This is a genomic window from Mesorhizobium sp. B2-1-3A (genome assembly GCF_006442655.1).
Lineage (GTDB): Bacteria > Pseudomonadota > Alphaproteobacteria > Rhizobiales > Rhizobiaceae > Mesorhizobium.
On the sequence record NZ_VFWK01000002.1, the window covers coordinates 866177 to 883570 of the forward strand.

Sequence of the window (17394 nt, forward strand, 5' to 3'; positions counted from 1 at the left end):
CATCCTCCCCAGGGTGACGCCGGCGGTCGAAATCGCCCGCCTGATGCTGCGATCCACCTGTACAAGGCACTGAGCGCCGTTTCGCTTCGGCTGTCAATTAGCTGTTGCTGATGGAATGGATCAAAGCTCCAGGCAAACCTTGCCGAAGTACTTTCGTGCTCCGTAATGCGTGAAGGCGGCGGCGATGTCGCGCAGCGGAAAGCGGCGGTCGATGACGGGCTTCAGCCGGTTGACCTCTATCGCGCGGATCATGTCCTCCTGGTCCGCCCGGCTGCCGATCGAAATGCCGCTGATGCGGATCTGGTTCGAAAACACGGCCGGGATCGAGACTTCAGCGGCAAAACCGGTCAGGACGCCGATCAGGGCGATGTGGCCGCCTGTCCGGCAGGCGACCAGGGATTGCGCCAGCGTGGCGGGGCCACCGACCTCGACCACGTGATCCACGCCGCGCCCGTCGGTCAACTCCCGGGCCTTGCGGCCCCAATCCGGAACGGCCCTGTAGTTGATGGTGGCGTCGGCACCGAGGCTTGCGAGCCGCTCCAGCTTTTCCTCGTCGGACGAGGTGGCGATGACCCGGGCGCCGGCGGCCTTGGCGAATTGCAGCGCGAACAGCGACACGCTGCCGGTGCCGAGCACCAGCACCGTGTCGCCGGGCTTCACCTTGCCGCACACCACCAGGCCTCGCCAGGCGGTGACGCCGGTGCAGGCGAGCGCCGCCGCCTCCAAATGGCTATGGCCCGCCGGAGCTTTCGTGAAGGCATGCGCCGGCATGCACACATATTCGCTGGCGAAGCCGTCGAAGCTTTCTCCCGGAATGTCGCGCCTGGTGGCGGGCGTCATGTCTCCGTCCAGCCACCAGGGATAGAAAACGCTGACCACGCTGTCGCCCGGCCGGAGCGCATCGACATCGCCGCCGACGGCGATCACTTCACCGGCGCCGTCGGACAGCGGCACGCGGCCGTCGGCGAGCGGTGTCTTGCCTTGCACCGCGAAATCGTCGCGCATGTTCAACGAGCAGGCGCGGATCCTGACAAGCACGTCACCCGGCCCCGGCCGCGGCGGATCTTCCTCGACCAGTTCGAGCCTGTCCAGGCCACCCGGCGCTCTCAGCCTGACCAGCTTCATTGTCTTCTCCGATGTGTGGATGTCTTGATATGGCGACAGCGAACCGGCGCTATCGGATCTGGCGGCCGGAAATCACCCGCAGCCAGGGTGCGAGATGGAAGGCGCTCATCAGCAGGTACATGGCAGCCATGCCGGTCAGCGGCGAGCCGCCCATGCACAGCATGGCCGCGTCGCCACCTTGAAGACACGAGAGCAGGGCCATCAGAGCGAAGGTCGGTGCCGCCGCGAGACACAGCCAGTCGGCGACGCCAAGGGGGGCGGTATTTTCGGGGGTCGCGCCGCCGGTGCCGGAATGGATGTCGGTCATGGTCCTTTTCCCTAATGATCACGCCAGCGACGAGGCCTGCGCTTGGGTTCCTCGCCACCCAGGTGGGGCAGGAGGAACCCAAGCGGGATGGCGTCGATCCACCGTCCTATTGTTCGCCCTTGTCGCGGAAGGCGGCTTCGCCGGCGGCGGCCACTTCGGCCCACTTCTTGTCGGCACCGGCTTCGTAATTGTCGTGCCAGTTCCACCAGCTGTAGAGCGAGGTCTGGGGATAGCCTTCGGGCGAGTCCTCCCAGACCTCCTGGCGGCCGAGCGGGGTGGCGTCGAGATAGCTCCAGACCGTGCCCATCGCCTCGTCGCCGCGGCTGCTGATGAAATAGGTGCGGAAGACGCGGTCGCCGTCATGGATGAAGACGTTGTGGCCATGCCATTCGTCGACCCCGAAGTCTTTGTCGAAGCTGTCGGTGATGGTGTACCAGGGCATTTCCCAGCCCATCCGCGTCTTCAGCCGCGCAATGTCGGCCTGCGGGGCGCGCGAGGCGTAGGCGAGCGTGGTGTTGCGGGCGTTGAGATGGGCGAGGTGGCCGACCTGGTCGGCGCCGAGCGAGCAACCGCGGCAGGCGTGATCGGGCCAGCCATAGACACCCGGCTCGAAGAAGGCGCGGTAGACGATCAGCTGGCGGCGGCCTTCGAACAGGTCGAGCAGGCTTGCCTTGCCGTTGGGGCCCTCGAACACGTAGGCCTTGTCCACTTCCAACCACGGCATGCGCCGGCGTTCGGCGGCGAGCGCGTCCTTGGCGCGCAGCGTCGCCTTCTCCTTCACCAGCATCTTTTCGTGCGCGGCGTCCCATTCCTGCCTCGAAACGATCGGCGGGGTCTTCATCGTCATGTGCTTGGTCATTGGTCTTCTCCTTTGCCAGTCATGGGGCCGTCGCGGCCTGTGGTCGCCCGCGGATCCTGAGCCAGGGTGGGGCGGTGAGGGAGGGGTGTTGCATCGTCCGGTCCGGCGCAGCAGGGGTGACGCCGGGCAGGCCCGGTGGCGTCGTTCGGTGCGTCGAGAGCAAGGTCGGTTGAGACAGTCATCGCGTTCTCCTTGGTGCGCCGCCCGTTGCCGATGCGGCTTGCTGCTTGGCTGCGGTGACTTAAGTTAGGGCGGTGCTTTTCGAGGTGGGAGTTACAAGTGTGACGGGATTTGAATGGACTCGCTGATCACGGCGGCCGCACTGGCGCTGGCGTCGGGCGATCCGCTCGGCGCGCTCGACCGCGTCGCGCTGCGCGAGGACGCGCCGGCGCTGGCGCTGCGCGGCATTGCCATGGCGCAGCTCGGCGACTTCGACCGCGCCAAGCTGCTGTTGCGGCGCGCGGCCCGCGCGTTCAGCCCGAAAGAGGCCGTCGCGCGCGCCAGATGCGTCGTCGCCGAGGCTGAGATCGCGCTGGTCTCGCGCGATCTGGGCTGGCCGGCCAAGGCGCTCGACGCGGCGCGGACCGCGCTGGAAAAGCATGGCGACCGGCTGAACGCGGCGCATGCCGGCCAACTCAAGGTTCGGCGCCTGTTGCTGATCGGCCGCCTCGACGAGGCCGAACATGTGCTGGCGGGGCTCGACCCGACGCCGTTGCCGCCGGCCGCGAGGGCGGCGCACGAGCTCGCCGTCGCCGGCATCGCCATGCGGCGCCTCAGGATCCGTCCGGCGCGCGCGGCGCTGGAATGGGCAAGCAACGCCGCCCGCCAGGCCGGTATTCCCGGCCTCATGGCGGAGGTCGCCAGCGCATCGCTGGCGCTCGAAACACCGGCGGCGCGGCTGATCACGCAAGGTGTGGAGCGGCCGCTGCTGCTCGAAGAGGTCGAGGCGCTGCAGGCATCGCCGGCGCTGGTCATCGACGCCATTCGCTATGTCGTGCGCGCCGGCGACAGCACCGTCTCGCTGGCGAGCCGGCCGGTGCTGTTCGCGCTGGCGCGTGCGCTTGGCCAGGCTTGGCCCGGGGATGTATCACGCGAGGATCTCGTGGCGCGGGCCTTCGGCGGCAAGCATGCCGATGAATCGCACCGCGCGCGCCTGCGCGTCGAGATCGGCCGGCTGCGCGCCGAGCTTGCCGCGCTGACGGATATCAGCGCCACAAAGCGCGGCTTCACGCTGGCGCCGCGCGGGGGGCGCGCGGTGATGGTGCTGGCGCGGCCGATCGAGGAGCGGCACGCGGCGGTGCTGGCCTTGCTCGCCGACGGCGAAGCCTGGTCAAGCTCGGCCCTGGCGCTGGCGCTCGGCACTGGCCAGCGCAGCGTACAGCGGGCGCTCGAGCCGCTCGCCGAGGCCGGCAAGGTGCAGTTTTTCGGCCATGGCCGGGCGCGCCGCTGGATGACGCCGCCAGTGGCCGGATTCACGACCACCTTGTTACTCCCGGCGCCGCTGCCGAACGGCTAAGGTGTGGCGATATCCGGATGAGGCCGGCCTGCAAATGGCGGCCTGACCCGGATTTCGACACCTTGGATGACGACCATGAGGATCAAGGAATGAAACATTCAGCGGCCGAAATCCTGCGCGAATACGGACCCTTTCCGGGGGTGGAGCGAGTGCATGGGGTGAGCTTCGACGGCGAGAACGTCTGGTTCGCCTCGGGCGACAGGCTGAACGCCTTCGATCCGCAAAGCGGGCAGGCGCTGCGTTCGATCGATGTCGCCGCGCATGCCGGCACCGCCTATGACGGCCGGCATTTCTTCCAGCTCGCCAATGATCGCATCCAGAAGATCGATCCCGATACCGGCAAGGTGCTCGCCACGATCCCGGCGCCCGGCGGCGGTCGCGATTCCGGGCTGACCTGGGCCGAAGGCACGCTTTGGGTGGGGCAGTACCGGGAACGCAAGATCCACCAGATCGACCCCGAGACCGGACAGATCCTGCGCACGATCGAATCCCACCGCTTCGTCACCGGGGTGACCTGGGTGGACGGCGAGCTGTGGCACGCCACCTGGGAGGGCGACGAGAGCGACCTGCGCCGCGTCGACCCGCAAACGGGCAAGGTTCTGGAGAGGCTCGACATGCCTGACGGCATTGGCGTTTCGGGGCTGGAATCCGATGGCGGCGACCGCCTTTTCTGCGGCAGTACGTCCTCCGGGGTGGTGCGGGCGGTGCGCCGGCCGAAATGAGACGGTTCTCCTGACAGGGACATCAGGGCTGCCAGGCCCGTGTCTGCGAATTTGTCCACCGGTGACTGGCCGTCGCCGTGGCGCGTGCCTAGATAGGCTGCGTTGGGCGACCGCCCGGACATCTCTTCGCAAAGGAACCGACCATGCCCGAACAGATTACGCTGAACGACGGCGCCACCATTCCCCAGCTTGGCCTTGGTGTCTGGCAGGTCGATCATGACATCACCGCGCGAGTGGTGGGCTGGGCGATCAAGGCCGGCTACCGGCTGATCGACACCGCCGAAGGCTACCAGAACGAGGAGGGCGTCGGCGAGGCGATCCGTGCCGCCGATGTGCCGAGAAGCGAGCTGTTCATCACCTCGAAACTGCGCAACGGCGCGCACCAGCGCGATGCGGCCCTGCGCGCTTTCGACGATACGATGAAGAAGCTCGGCATCGAGCAGCTCGACCTGTTCCTGATCCACTGGCCGGTGCCCAGCCAGGACAAATATGTCGAGGCCTGGAAGGCCCTGATCGAGCTGAAGCAGGCCGGCCGCATCAAGTCGATCGGCGTCTCGAATTTCAACAGGGATCACCTGGAGCGGATCATCGGCGAGACCGGTGTGGTCCCGGTGGCCAACCAGATCGAACTGCATCCGCGCTTCCAGCAGCGTGCGCTCAGGGATTTCCATGCCCTGCATAACATCCATACCGAAAGCTGGAGCCCGCTCGGCAGCGGCCGGCTGCTCAGCGACCCGACAATAGCGGGCATTGCCGGGAAGCACGGCAAGTCCGCCGCGCAAACGATCATCCGCTGGCACCTCCAGCAAGGGCTGATCGTCATCCCGAAGTCGATCCACCAGGACCGCATCGCGGCCAATTTCGATGTCTTCGATTTCGAACTGGACGAGCAGGACCTGAAGACGATCGCGGGCATGGATTCGGCCGACGGCCGCGACGGACCGAATCCGGCTACAGCGGCGTTCTTGTTTTAAAAGGAGCCGGCGGCGAAGCTGCCAATCTCCCCCCAAGTGGTGGAGATTGGCCGCTTTCCGCGGCTCCTCTCTCATCCCGACAAATCCACCAGCACCGCGCCGCTCTCCAGCCGCGCAGGATAGCTCCTGAGATTGATGCAGGGCGGCAATCGCTTGGCAGCACCCGTGCGGTAGTCGAAGGCGCCCGAATGTTTCGGACATTCGACCTCGTAGTCCATGACCAGCCCGTCGGCGAGGTGGACCGCCTCATGGGTGCAGAGCCCGTCGGTGCAGAACACCTCGTCGTCGGGCGAGCGGAAGATGGCGTAGGTGCGGCCGCCATGGTCGAAACGGCGCGCGCCTTCCTGTTCGATGTCGTCGAGGCCGCAGGCCCTGATCCAGCTGGTCATTTCTTCTCACCACTGGGTTCGATCGCGATGGACTTCCGGAACGGCTTGAATCGCCCCGAAAGGCCCAGGTCGCGGGATCAGTTCTTGCTGAGATACTTGGCGGCGTTGGTGGGCGTGACCAGTTCGAACGGTACGTAGACGACGCGGTCGACCTTCTCGCCCTTGGCGAGCGCGAGGGCCGCGTCGACACCGCCGCCGCCTTGGCCCTTGGCGTTCTGGAACACGGTCACGGTGAGATCGCCCGCCTTCATCGCCTGCAGGCCGTCCTGAGTGGCGTCGATGCCTCCGACGACAACATTCTTCATGTCGATGCCGTTAGCCTTTAGCGCCAGTATCGCGCCGATGGCGGATTCGTCATTGTTGGCTATGACGGCATCCGGGGCAGGGCCCGCCGTCAGCCAGTTGGTCATCAGGTTCTGCGCATTGTCGCGCGCCCATTCGGACGACTGCTTGTCGGTGACCTTGATGAAGTTGCACATGTCGGTGGCAAAGACCTGCTCGACATCCTTGGTACGCTGCAAGGCGGCCTGGTGAACCAGGCTGCCCATGATGATGTAGGCGGTGGCGCCCGCTGATTTGCCCTTGGCGCGCAACAGCTTGCAGACCTCGAACGCCTCCAGCGTGCCGGATTCGGTTTCGTTCGAGCCGACATAAACCTGCTCCTCCGGCAGGTTCTTCATGTCGGACGGTTCGAGGTTGACGAAGACCAGCGGAATGCTGGCCTTGGCGGCTTCCTCGCTGATCGTCTTGGAGGCATTGGTGTCGACCAGCGTGACGATGATGGCGTCGACGCCGCTGGCGATGAAGTTCTTCACCTGGTCGAGCTGCTTGGCGACGTCGTTCTGCGCGTCCTCGACCTGGATGCCGGCGCCTTTTTCCTGGGCGCGCTCCTGCATGCCATGCATCAGGAGCGTCTGGAAGTTGTTGTCGATATTGACGATCGAGACGCCGATCTTGGCGGCGAAGGCATTGGTCGACATCAAGGCCGCCAGCGCGGTTGAAATGAGAAGTCTTTTCACGGTTTCCTCCCTTGCGGATGGAGTGCCGGTTCACCCCTCTTTTGTTACCGGCCCTTTCGGGATGGCTGGATGGATGGCTGGAGCCATCCACATGGCTGTCTGGTCGGGCCGCGGTCAGGGAGCCGCGTTGGCGCGCGCCTTCTTCTTCTCGTAGCGGGCCTGCATGCGGGCTTCGCCGTCCTTGCTGCCGTCGTGGAAGGTGCCGAACCACCTGTCGAACGGGATGAGGCCGTCGCCGTAATTCACCTCGAAATATTTGTGGTGGAGGTAGTGGATGTAGGCGTGGCTATCGACGCTGGCGTCCTCGGTCAGCTCGACCTTATCGAAGCCGACATGGCCGGGAATGGCGCCGAAGCCGGCATAGTGGAGCTGGTAGAGTGCGAGCAGCGGGTTGGACGGGATGATCAGGTGCCAGAAGGCGACGCCGAGATAGCCGAACTGCTCGACCGGGTGCATCGACAGCGACGACCAGGGCGAGGGGTTGACCGAATTGTGGTGCACCGAATGCACCCATCTGTAGAGCGGCCCCCAATGGATCGCCCGGTGCAGCAGGAAGAAATGCGTCTCATGGATGATGGGCACCACCAGTGCCAGCAGGAAGAGGTAGACCGGGTGCGCGGCTAAGGTGAGCCACGGCACGTAGCCATTGGCGTAGGCATAGAGGATCGCCGCCTCGATCGCCGTCCATATCGGCATGCCGGTGCCGAAAGTGCGCAGCATGTTGTCGAGGTTCTGGCTCTCGAAGAAGAACGCCTTGCTCTTCTGCTCCGAGGGCCATTTGCCGTTGTATTTGAACCGGTTGCCCTGGCTTCTCAAAATGTAGAGTCGCAGTTCGAAAACCCCGAAGAAGACGAGCAGCGCCGCGCAGTTGACGAGGAACAGCCGCAGGATCCAGCCGACAGAGAGCGTCTTCATCACCTCGATGTCGGGCAGCACGAAGTGCCACCAGGCGACCGCCGAGAGCGCGAACAGCAGGTTGTAGGGCAGGAAATAATGCGGCAGCCATTTCAGAAGTGCCAGCGGACGCGGCGGGAAGACGAAGAGCGGCGCCGTGCCGGCGGGTTCGTTCGGTGCCCAGTCGCCGCGCTTGTTGCGTGTGCCGTATTTCAGGTCGTTCATGTCTGATCTCACAAGGCCTGGGAATGGGCAAGGAAGCGGTCATAGGCAGCATCGTCCATGTCGACCTGATGCCGTGCTTCGGGATAGAGGCCATCGGCCACGTCGCGGCCGAAGGCACGAAAGGCAGCGATGCGCTTCTCCTGCAGTTCGGCTTCCAGCGTGACGAAGTCGGCGTAGCGCCTGGCGTGGCGCGGATAGTGGCCGGTGTGGGTGCCCAGCACGTCGGAGGAAAAAAGATATTGCGTGTCGCAGGCCGAGCCGCAGCCCATGCCCATGGTGATCAGCGGCGTCGAGCGGGTGATGTGTTCGGCAAGCCTGACCGGCACCACTTCGACCTCGATGCAGGCGGCGCCGGCATTCTCCAGATCCCTGACGGCGCGCAGCACCTTGATCGCTTCTTCGGCTGATTTGCCGATGGCGCGGAAATTGGTCCAGGCGGCGCGGTTCGGCACCAGGCCGACATGGCCGGTGACGGGAATGCCCTCGGCGGCCATGGCTTCGATGAAGCGCGGCGAATGCGAGCAATAGACCGCATCGGCGCCGCGCTTCATCATCGCGAAGCCGAGCCGCACCGCCTCATCCGGCGCGGCGACCGCGCCATGCGGCATCCCCACGGAGAGGAAGGCGAGGGGTGCCGCCTGGCGAATGGCTTCGAGATTGTGATCGGGTTCGCAGGACAGGATGACGATGTCGCAGGCGACAGCGGCCGCCGCCTCTGCCGGCGTGTCTACATGCAGTTGCAGCCATTTCCTGCTGCCCCTGGCGCTTTGCAGGTCGTGAACCGTCAGCCGTCTCGTCACCGGTGCTCCTCCCATTTGCGAGAGGCGTAGCATCGCGGCGGGCGGAAGGCCGCCTTGTTCCTTGATCAAATCAGATCAAAGGTTCTCGGCGGTGAAGGTGATGAAGCGGATCGGCGGGTTGTCGATCGGCAAATCGTGGAGCGCAAGCCGGGCCAGGATGAGATCGATGGCGCGGCGCGCCTGCGCTTCCGGCGCCTGGTCGAGCACGACATCCATGGTCCCCGTGCGCAGAGCGGCGCTGCTGCGCTCGGTCAGTTCATGGCCGACGAAGAAGATCTCGTGGCGGCGCGGATCGCGTGCCAAAACCTCGTTCAGCGAGCCGTTGCCGCCGCCGGCATTGTAGAAGCCGGCGAGATCGGGGCGCTGCCGCAGGATATCGACCAGGAGGTCGGCGCTGCGGTGGCCTTCATCATGCCCGAACAGCACCTCGACGAAAGCCTGGTCGGCGCGCGGATGCTCGGCCAGATAGTCGGAAAATCCGAGGATTCGATCGCGGTGCACCTGGTAGATCTGGCTGTGGCAGAGCGCGGCGATGCTGCCGCCGCGCGGCTGCATGCGGCTCATCAGCTGGGCCGCCATGCGGCCGGCGGCATAATTGTCGATGCCGACATAATCGGCCTTCGAACCGGCGATGCGGGTCACCACCTGGACCGTGGGCACGCCCTGCGCCTCGACCTCAGCCAGGGCGGCGCGGATCAGCGGATCGTCCGGCACCGCCAGGATCAAGCCGCCGCGCCGCATGCCGGGTTCGCGGATGCGCCGGGCGACGGCGGAAGCATCGCCTTCGTCCAGAAAAGTCCGGTGCACGGCGACCGTGCGGTCGAGCGTGGCGGCGATGCGCTCGAAGGCGCGCGACAGGCGCGAAAAAAAGGTCGAATCCGGTCGCACCAGGATGACCTCGATACGGATGATGCCGCGATGCGCCTCCGGAAGCCGGCGCGGATAATCGAGCGAGCGCGCGGCGGCGACCACTTTTTCGACCGTCTCGGGACGTACGCCGCCCCGGCCGTTGAGCACGCGCTCGACGGTCGCGGTGCCAACCGCGGCGCGGCGGGCAATGTCGGCGAAGGTGGGTTTGGCGATGGCATCCTCCCTGATGCGATTTGATCAGGGAGGTACCATATTTTTTCGGTAAGGCTCCAGCCTTCCGCATCGATGGCGCTACCGCCAAGCAGCCGGTCTCCCCACGAGAGAGCAGGCCGGCAGCGTCTGCCTTTTTGCTATATCCCGGAACCATCCAGCTGTTGCGCATCGTCGCCTTCCCAGGGAGCGGGCATCGAGCCGCCCCGGCTGAGATTGGCCGAGGGCAGGGGCATCCAGCATTTCAGCTCCGGCTCGGCATATTCGACGACGCGGCCGGGCGAGGAGTCCGACGCCCGCCAGCCTTCCCCGGCGAACTGGTCGCCGCGCGACCAATAGGCGAGGTCGACTTCCGCCGGCCCCTGTTCGGAGGGGCGCACCGTGACCAGGATCCGGCTGCCGTCCATGGGCGCTGTCGACATGTGGCGCCACCGTTCGGGCTCGTCCATCGTATTTCCTCCTGCTTTTGGTGCGAGAGGAAGTGTCGCCTCGCCATCGGGGCCGGTCAACCCAAACTTTGTCGGATTGCACCGTCCACTTTCGTCCTTGGTCTGGCGATGTTGGCCAAGACAAGGAGAGGCATTCATGAGTGACAGGGTCGAGCCGGTGCCGGCAGCGGGCGAAATGAAACTGTATTTCAGCCGCAATCCCAATCCGCGCCTGGCGGTCGCGGTGGCGCGTCACCTCGAGACGGGGGTGACCTTCGAATTCGCGTCGCCCTTCGCGCCGGGGCAAGCGCAACGATTTCGGCCGCTCAATCCCAACCTTTCCCTCCCCATACTGGCCTGGCCGGGCGGCAGCCTGTGGGAGACCGACGCCATAGCCTGCCGGCTGTCGCGCGACATGCGCTCGGATTTCTGGCGCTCCGGCGATGACGAACCGGAGATGATCCGCTGGCTGAGCTGGGGCAAGGAGAATTTCGCCAGGGCCTGCGACATGGTGCATTTCGAGCGTGGCACGAAGCAGCGCTATCATCTGGGCCCGATCGATCATCAGCTGGTCGAGGAGGGGTTGGGTCTGTTCCACAAGATGGCGGCGATCCTTCAGGCCGCACTTGCGGGCCGGCAATGGCTGGTCGGGGATAGGGTCTCCTACGCTGACTTCCGCATGGCAACGTTCCTGCCTTTCAACGATGTCGGGAGGCTGCCGCTCGGTGATTATCCCGTGCTTGCCGAGTGGTATCGCCGGCTTGAAGGCATCGAGGCCTGGCGTGATCCGTTCAACGGGCTCGACGCGCCCGAATTGCCGCCGGTGCCGGGGCAAGGCGCGGAAGTGAAAACGTAAAGGTGAAACCGACGGCCGGCGCATACAGAGAGGGAACTTGAAGACGCCGGCCGTCATCTGGGGCGTTGGGTGCATCCCGTTGGGGCGCGATGCAGGGTCAGGCTAGGCGGATGAACGGCATCTTCAATCGGAACGCCTGCCCATGGTGAATGAGGGGTTACTATCCACAGGCCGGCCGGGCGATGACCACTCTTCGCCCGACCTTCACCGGCTCTCGCAACTGTGTGCAACACCCGGCAGTCGGCCATCAGTGCTCGACGTGCAGCGCCTGGGTTGGTAAGCCCCATGCCGCGCAGGAGACCTTTTTGAGTCGAGACATGACCGTTGCGATCGAGATGGGACACACCACGGCGGGCGCCCCAGCGAACCTCGATCTCGAGGAACTGCTGGCGACCCGCCTTCTGGTGCAGGGCAACTCCGGCTCCGGCAAGTCGCATCTCTTGCGCCGCCTCCTGGAACAGAGCGCGCCCTGGGTGCAGCAGACCATCATCGATCCCGAGGGCGACTTCGTCTCGCTCGGCGAGCGCTATGGCCATCTTGTGATCGATGCCGAGGAGCATACCGAGCGCGGCCTGCAGGCAGCCGGCGAGCGGGCGCGCATCCACCGCGTCTCCACCGTGCTGAACCTCGAAGGGCTCGACGCCGAAAACCAGATGCGGCGCGCCGCCGCCTTCCTCGGCGGCTTGTTCGAGGTCGCCCGCGACCATTGGTATCCGATGCTGGTGGTGGTGGACGAGGCGCAGCTGTTCGCGCCGGCGGTGGCCGGCGAGGTTTCCGACGAGGCGCGCAAGCTTTCGCTTGGCGCCATGACCAATCTGATGTGCCGTGGCCGCAAGCGCGGGCTGGCCGGCATCATCGCCACGCAGCGTCTGGCCAAGCTCGCCAAGAACGTCGCGGCGGAAGCATCTAACTTCCTCATGGGCCGCACCTTCCTCGACATCGACATGGCGCGTGCCGCCGATCTGCTCGGCATGGAGCGGCGCCAGGCGGAAGCCTTTCGCGACCTGGAGCGCGGGCAGTTCATGGCGCTGGGGCCGGCGCTGTCGCGCCGGCCGCTCGGCCTGCGTATCGGGCCGACCGATACCAGCCCGCGCAACGGCACGCCGCGGCTGATGGCGATGCCGGAGGCGGCCCTGGAGGACGCCCGCGCGATCATCCTGGCGGCACCGCCGCCCGAGGCGGTGCGCGCGCCGCGCCGGGTGGCGTCGCCGGACCTGCTTGACCAGCTGATGGCGGCAAAGTCGGCGGCGCTGGAAATCCGCCCCGAACCGGCGGAGCCGCAAATCAGCGCCGAGGACTTGGCCGATCGGCGCGAACGGGTCGACCGCGTGTTGAGCGCCATTCTTGCGCAACCCGACGCGGGTTTCCGCGTCATCGGCGTGCTCTACCAGGAATTCGTGGTGCGCTGCCGCATCGAGGGCCTCGCCTCGGTAGTGCCGGATCTGCCGGAGTTCCGCCGCATGCTGACGCGCGCGCGCGCCGGCCTCGGCTCCGAGACGACGCAGGATGACGCGTGGCGGGACGTTTCCGTCCGCGCCTCGCTGCTGCCCGACGACATGCAGGGCGTGTTCATGATGATCGCGCGTGCGGCGAAGGAGGGCTGGCCGTGCCCGAGCGATGCCGCGATCGCGCGCGCCTATGGTTCGCACTCGCTGCGCCGCGCCCGGCGCCTCCTGACCTATATCGAGGAGCAAGGCCTCATCGTCTGCCAGCTCGACGGCACGGGAAAGCGCACCGTGACGCTGGTCGAACTCGCCTGGGCCACTGCGCCCGGCGATCCCAATGCCGAGGAGGCGGAGCAGGGGAGCCTGGCACTGTGAGACGGCCATGACGCGTTCAGCCCACGATGGATCCCAGACGCAGCATGACGGCAATGCCGCCCGGGTGCGCATCATGGGGACGCCGAGATCCGGCACGAATCTCGCCAAGCACCTTGTCGAAACCCATCTTGGCGTGCCCGTCGTCTTCGACCAGGGCTTTTGGAAGCATGGGATCTTTCCGGCGCTGATGAGCGGGCGCGACCTCGGATATGGCGGCTTGCCCATCATCGTGATGAGCAAGGACCCCATTACCCAGCTTCTGTCATGGTTCCGTTTCACCAGGAACCGCAGCATTTTCAGGCCGGCCAGACATCTCGGGCCGTTCCTGAACGGGCCTTTGGAAATCAGGCAGGATTTTACGCAACCGAAGCAGATGGAGTACAGGTTCCGCACGCCTGCCGACTACTGGAACCAGTTCTATTTCGCCATGGAAGCCCTGCGCCGCACCGGCGCGCCGGTGCATTTCACATGTTATGAGCAGCTCGTTTCCACGCCGGCCCTTTGCCTGAGTTCGATGTCCCGTTTTCTCGATCTGGCCTCGCCTTTCGACGCCGGCGCCTCGGTGACGGTCCCTCGCTACGCGATGGGGGCAAGCAATGACATCGACCGGCCCGCCGATCCGGCCGCCAATCAGGGGCCGTTCGATCCCACGCGCGCGGATCTGGCATCGGCGCTTGCCAGGATCGGATGGCGCAATGCGCGCCGCATCCTGCGCGACATCGACGATGATGTGCTCGATGCGACGGGCCGGGCCGGATTTCGCAAAACCTGCCGGAAAGCGATTGGTCCCGCGGCGATACTGAGGTCGCTGGTGGGTTTCTGGTGAGAGGTGGCGGACGCCGGCAAGCTTGACGTCACCGGCCCGTCAACCCGTAAAGGGCGCCGCAATGCCGGCGTGATGGCTGCCCAATTGCCAGAAGGGCAGGGGGAAACGCCCGTGCTGCTGTTCGGTAAGGCTGAAGCCGGCGGCGCGGATCAGGCCGAGCGGATCGCGGTTAAGGTGGCAGCCGCCGGCGAGGCGCCCCCATAGCCCGTTGAGGCGCTGCTGCCAGTTGCGGCACCACTTTCCCTCGGCCTGGCCGTGCTCGATGAAGATCAGCTGGCCCGTGGGCTTCAGGATGCGCCGGATTTCGCCGAGCGCCGCCTCCGGGTCCGGAATGGTGCAGAAGGCATAGGTGACGACGACCGTGTCGGCGAGGCCATCGGCCAATGGCAGGCTTTCGCCGCTCGCCCGCAGGCACTCGACCCGGAATGGCAAGGCACGGCTCCTGGGTCCGGCAAGGCCGAGCATCGTGCCGTCGGGATCGACGCCGATCAGCCACTCCACCTTGGTGGGGTCGTAATAGGGAAGGTTGAGACCGGACCCGAAGCCAACCTCGACGACAATTCCCTTTGCGCGCGGGATCACGCGCCTGCGCATCCGCGCGAAGGCGCCGGCCGAACAGCCGGCGTGGACGAGGTAGGGGGCAACGCAGCGCGCGTACCAGGAGAGACAGGTCTGGCACATGGCTCAGCCTCCGTGCCCGGTGTTGGCAGGGGCGGCAGGGGCGGCGCCGCCGGCAAGCGGTTCCGACATGCGATGGCTTGATGTATTGACCGGTGACATTTCTCGCTCCAAGGGAGTCTCCTGATCGGGTCCCATTGGCCCGACGTCGCGGGGATGGATAGATGGCCGGCGTCCCCTCAACGTCCTCTCTGCATCCTTGCGCGGCCGCGTGCGGATCGATGGAGCTGATACAACTCAGACTGCTGGGGTTTCCGGAGTTCCGGCTCGACGGCCGGCGGGTGGAGCTCGCCTTGCGCAAGGCGGCCGCGCTCGTCATCTACCTCGCCGAGACCGGTGGGCCGGTGGCGCGCGACGTCGCCGCCACGCTGCTTTGGCCCGAGGCCGACGCGGAAGCCGCCCGCGCCCGCCTGCGACGCACGCTCTACAAGATCCGCGTCGCCTTCGGCGAGGAGGTCATCGTCGCCAACGCGGCATCGCTGAGCCTGCGCCCGGCGCTGTCGGTCGAGGCCGATTCCCGGGCCTTCGACCGTGCCTGCGATGCCGGACTGCTCGACGCGGCCGCCGGCCTCTACACCAGCGACTACCTCGCCGGCTTCTCGCTGCCGGATTGCCCCGAATTCGAGGAATGGGTGTTCTTCAGGCGCGAGGCCTTGCGCAGCCGGCTGGTGCAGGCGCTGGAGCGGCTGGTGGAAGCCAAGATCGCCGGCGGCGATGCGCGCGGCGCTGTCCTGCACGCCACGCGGCTTGCCGCGCTCGACCCGCTGAGCGAAAGCGCACACCGCCACCTCATCCGCGCCCATCTGGCGGCCGGCGACAGGGCGGCGGCCGAGCGCCAGGGCGAAACCTGCACGCGGCTGCTGCGCGACGAACTCGGTGTGGCGCCGGACCCGGCCACGCTTGCCCTGCTGCGCGCGCCGACGCCCGACCCCGAACTGGAGATGCCCAGGACCCGCTATGTCGAGGTGGACGGCATCCATGTCGCCTACCAGACCATCGGCAACGGCCCGGCCGACATCGTGCTGGTGCCGGGCTTCATCTCGCATGTCGAGCGGATCTGGGAAGACAGGAGCTGCCGCGCCTGGCTCGGCGCGGTGTCGCGGCTCGGCCGCCTGATCCTGTTCGACCGGCGCGGCATGGGACTGTCCGACCGCGTCGGCGCGCGTCCGACCGTCGAGGCGACGGCGCGCGACATTCTGGCGGTGATGAACGCGGCCGGCAGCCGCAAGGCCTTGCTGGTCGGCGCCTCGGAGGGCGGGCCGGGCTGCATCCGCTTTGCCGTCGACCACCCCGACCGGCTGACCGGCCTGGTTCTGTGGGGCTCGCTCGCCAAGGGCAGCCACGCACCCGACTACCCCTTCGCGCTGACATCGGCGCAATACGATCTCTGGCAGCGGCGCCTGCTCGCCGGCTGGGGCGGCCCGGCGGAAATCGAGACCTTCGCGCCGAGTGTCGCCCAGGACCGCCAGGCGCGCGCCTGGTGGGCCGGGCTGCTCAGGGCCGCCTCCAGCCCCGGCGCGGTGGCGGGCCTGCTGCAGGCGCTGCGCGATGCCGATGTGCGGCCGCTGCTGCCAAAAGTCTCGGCCAGGACCCTGGTCCTCCACCGCACCGGCGACCACGCCGTGCGCATCGAGGCGGGGCGATACCTGGCGGCGCGGATTGCGGGGGCCCGGTTTGTCGAGGTGGAGGGGGAGGATCACTGGTTCTGGGTGGGGGAGCAGCGGGCGCTGCTGGAGGCGATCGCGGCGATGGCGGGCAGACGGTGAGGGCAGGCACGCTGCCGCGCGTGTCGGCCATATCAGGCATCGGTCGGGGCCGAGCTTGCGAGACCGGCCGCCATGCTCTTCTGCGTCAATTACACGTCGTCGCGGTCCTCAGTGCCTCCGCACGGGAAGGCTCGGGCAAGGCCGCGATCCGCCGAACGGAAGCATAGAACCTTGGATAGTCGCCGGAGCACAAATCATACAGGCGAAGGAACGCCGGGACCTGCTCGCCATAGACGGACGTCGCGGCGAGCTTTGCGTTGTTGATGGGGCTCTTGAACCAGGCATCGTATCCGCTGTATCCGGCCCAGCGCTTGTCGCGCATCTGCCGGTAGCGTACCCGCAGCCTGTCGATCGTGGCTGTCTTGGCGGCAGCCATCTGTTGCGGGGCGCGGGGACTTCCGTAGACCTGCCGCAACTCTTCACGCGTTTGCGCGATCAGCCCGAGAAAATCCGCACTGCGCTTGCGGCCTGCTTCGTAGCGGCGCAATCCGGCGCGATCGCCGGTGACCCGGAGCCATTTCCTCACGCCGCTGGTTTCGACGGCGACCGCGAACGCTTCATTGAACGCGGAGTCGTTGTTCACATAGATTTTCTGATGCGCCAGCTCATGGAAGATGAGGCCCGCAATATAGGCGTCGTCCTGACGCAGCATGGTGCTGAGCAGCGGGTCGCTGAACCAGCCCAGCGTGGAATAGGCGGTGACGCCCGAGACGTAAACGTCCAGCCCCTTCCGCTGCAGGTCGCCAGCGCTTTCAGCCGCTGATTTCTGGGAAAAATAACCCCGGTACGGAACGCAGCCGAAGACCGGAAAGCACCATGTTATGGGTGTGAGCGAGAATTGCGGCGCGGCAAAAACGGCAAAGGTCACATTGTCCCGGCCGATGTCGACATAGCTTCGATAGCTGCTGTTGTCGGGCAGCGCCAGCTCGTCCGTGGCAAAGCGACGTATGGCGCTCGCCGATGTCAACTTGGCGCGCAATGCCTCCGGCGTCGAGGGATCGTGGATGAGCCTTCCGACATTTTTGCGCGCCGCCATGATCCGCACATGGCCCTCGAGCGACTGCGCGTAATAGGAAACGCTGGTGCACCCGGCCACGCAGGACGCCATCA

Annotated in this window: 18 protein-coding genes; 7 read left to right on the forward strand and 11 right to left on the reverse strand. The window is 66.4% G+C overall.

Features of this window, described 5'->3' with window-relative positions; all coding sequences use genetic code 11:
- Positions 1-120 precede the first annotated feature (120 nt).
- The 3 genes from FJ977_RS10750 to FJ977_RS10760 all read right to left on the reverse strand — a co-directional run bounded on the left by FJ977_RS10750 (position 121) and on the right by FJ977_RS10760 (position 2291).
- Positions 121-1125, reverse strand: coding sequence for an NAD(P)-dependent alcohol dehydrogenase (locus FJ977_RS10750; RefSeq protein WP_140771138.1), 1005 nt, complete (start codon positions 1123-1125; stop codon positions 121-123).
- A gap of 49 nt (positions 1126-1174) precedes the next feature.
- On the reverse strand, positions 1175-1432 hold the full coding sequence (locus FJ977_RS10755) for a hypothetical protein (RefSeq protein WP_140771140.1): 258 nt from the start codon (positions 1430-1432) through the stop codon (positions 1175-1177).
- A 106-nt stretch (positions 1433-1538) separates the two neighbouring features.
- A complete protein-coding gene (locus tag FJ977_RS10760) occupies positions 1539-2291 on the reverse strand; it encodes a thioredoxin family protein (RefSeq protein ID WP_140771142.1) in 753 nt (250 codons plus the stop codon).
- Between the two features lie 295 nt (positions 2292-2586).
- Here FJ977_RS10760 and FJ977_RS10765 point away from each other — a divergent pair, with 295 nt between their 5' ends.
- The 3 genes from FJ977_RS10765 (at position 2587) to FJ977_RS10775 (ending at position 5503) form a co-directional block, all read left to right on the forward strand.
- Positions 2587-3807 carry a helix-turn-helix domain-containing protein gene (locus FJ977_RS10765; RefSeq protein ID WP_140771144.1) on the forward strand — a complete coding sequence of 407 codons (1221 nt, stop codon included), beginning with the start codon at positions 2587-2589 and terminating at the stop codon, positions 3805-3807.
- 89 nt (positions 3808-3896) lie between these two features.
- The gene (locus FJ977_RS10770; protein WP_140771146.1) at positions 3897-4529 is read left to right on the forward strand and encodes a PQQ-binding-like beta-propeller repeat protein; all 633 of its coding nucleotides are present in this window, start codon (positions 3897-3899) and stop codon (positions 4527-4529) included.
- Between the two features lie 143 nt (positions 4530-4672).
- Positions 4673-5503, forward strand: a complete 831-nt coding sequence (locus FJ977_RS10775; RefSeq protein WP_140771148.1) for an aldo/keto reductase — start codon at positions 4673-4675, stop codon at positions 5501-5503.
- Between the two features lie 71 nt (positions 5504-5574).
- On the opposite strand, the gene FJ977_RS10780 is transcribed toward FJ977_RS10775, so the two are convergent.
- The 6 genes from FJ977_RS10780 to FJ977_RS10805 all read right to left on the reverse strand — a co-directional run bounded on the left by FJ977_RS10780 (position 5575) and on the right by FJ977_RS10805 (position 10359).
- Positions 5575-5892 carry a MocE family 2Fe-2S type ferredoxin gene (locus FJ977_RS10780; protein ID WP_140771150.1) on the reverse strand — a complete coding sequence of 106 codons (318 nt, stop codon included), beginning with the start codon at positions 5890-5892 and terminating at the stop codon, positions 5575-5577.
- Between the two features lie 77 nt (positions 5893-5969).
- On the reverse strand, positions 5970-6911 hold the full coding sequence (locus tag FJ977_RS10785) for a substrate-binding domain-containing protein (RefSeq protein ID WP_140771151.1): 942 nt from the start codon (positions 6909-6911) through the stop codon (positions 5970-5972).
- A 114-nt stretch (positions 6912-7025) separates the two neighbouring features.
- Positions 7026-8030 (reverse strand): sterol desaturase family protein, encoded by a 1005-nt coding sequence (locus FJ977_RS10790; protein ID WP_140771153.1) that lies wholly within the window; start codon positions 8028-8030, stop codon positions 7026-7028.
- Between the two features lie 8 nt (positions 8031-8038).
- Positions 8039-8830 (reverse strand): 3-methyl-2-oxobutanoate hydroxymethyltransferase, encoded by a 792-nt coding sequence (locus FJ977_RS10795; protein ID WP_140771155.1) that lies wholly within the window; start codon positions 8828-8830, stop codon positions 8039-8041.
- 75 nt (positions 8831-8905) lie between these two features.
- Positions 8906-9913 (reverse strand): LacI family DNA-binding transcriptional regulator, encoded by a 1008-nt coding sequence (locus FJ977_RS10800; protein ID WP_140771157.1) that lies wholly within the window; start codon positions 9911-9913, stop codon positions 8906-8908.
- Positions 9914-10050: 137 nt separating this feature from the next.
- On the reverse strand, positions 10051-10359 hold the full coding sequence (locus FJ977_RS10805) for a hypothetical protein (RefSeq protein WP_140771158.1): 309 nt from the start codon (positions 10357-10359) through the stop codon (positions 10051-10053).
- A gap of 175 nt (positions 10360-10534) precedes the next feature.
- On the opposite strand from FJ977_RS10805, the gene FJ977_RS10810 reads away from it, so the two are divergent.
- The 3 genes from FJ977_RS10810 (at position 10535) to FJ977_RS10820 (ending at position 13840) form a co-directional block, all read left to right on the forward strand.
- Entirely contained in the window at positions 10535-11194 is a 660-nt protein-coding gene (locus tag FJ977_RS10810; RefSeq protein WP_140771409.1) for a glutathione S-transferase family protein, read from the forward strand.
- 317 nt (positions 11195-11511) lie between these two features.
- A complete protein-coding gene (locus tag FJ977_RS10815; RefSeq protein ID WP_140771159.1) occupies positions 11512-13014 on the forward strand; it encodes an ATP-binding protein in 1503 nt (500 codons plus the stop codon).
- Positions 13015-13021: 7 nt separating this feature from the next.
- Positions 13022-13840, forward strand: a complete 819-nt coding sequence (locus tag FJ977_RS10820; RefSeq protein ID WP_140771161.1) for a hypothetical protein — start codon at positions 13022-13024, stop codon at positions 13838-13840.
- A 39-nt stretch (positions 13841-13879) separates the two neighbouring features.
- Here the strand turns inward: FJ977_RS10820 and FJ977_RS10825 are convergent, their stop codons facing one another.
- The gene (locus FJ977_RS10825; protein ID WP_140771163.1) at positions 13880-14521 is read right to left on the reverse strand and encodes a class I SAM-dependent methyltransferase; all 642 of its coding nucleotides are present in this window, start codon (positions 14519-14521) and stop codon (positions 13880-13882) included.
- A gap of 218 nt (positions 14522-14739) precedes the next feature.
- Here FJ977_RS10825 and FJ977_RS10830 point away from each other — a divergent pair, with 218 nt between their 5' ends.
- On the forward strand, positions 14740-16284 hold the full coding sequence (locus FJ977_RS10830) for an alpha/beta hydrolase (RefSeq protein WP_140771165.1): 1545 nt from the start codon (positions 14740-14742) through the stop codon (positions 16282-16284).
- Between the two features lie 85 nt (positions 16285-16369).
- Here the strand turns inward: FJ977_RS10830 and FJ977_RS10835 are convergent, their stop codons facing one another.
- Positions 16370-17392, reverse strand: a complete 1023-nt coding sequence (locus FJ977_RS10835) for an aminopeptidase (RefSeq protein ID WP_140771411.1) — start codon at positions 17390-17392, stop codon at positions 16370-16372.
- Positions 17393-17394: the final 2 nt, after the last annotated feature.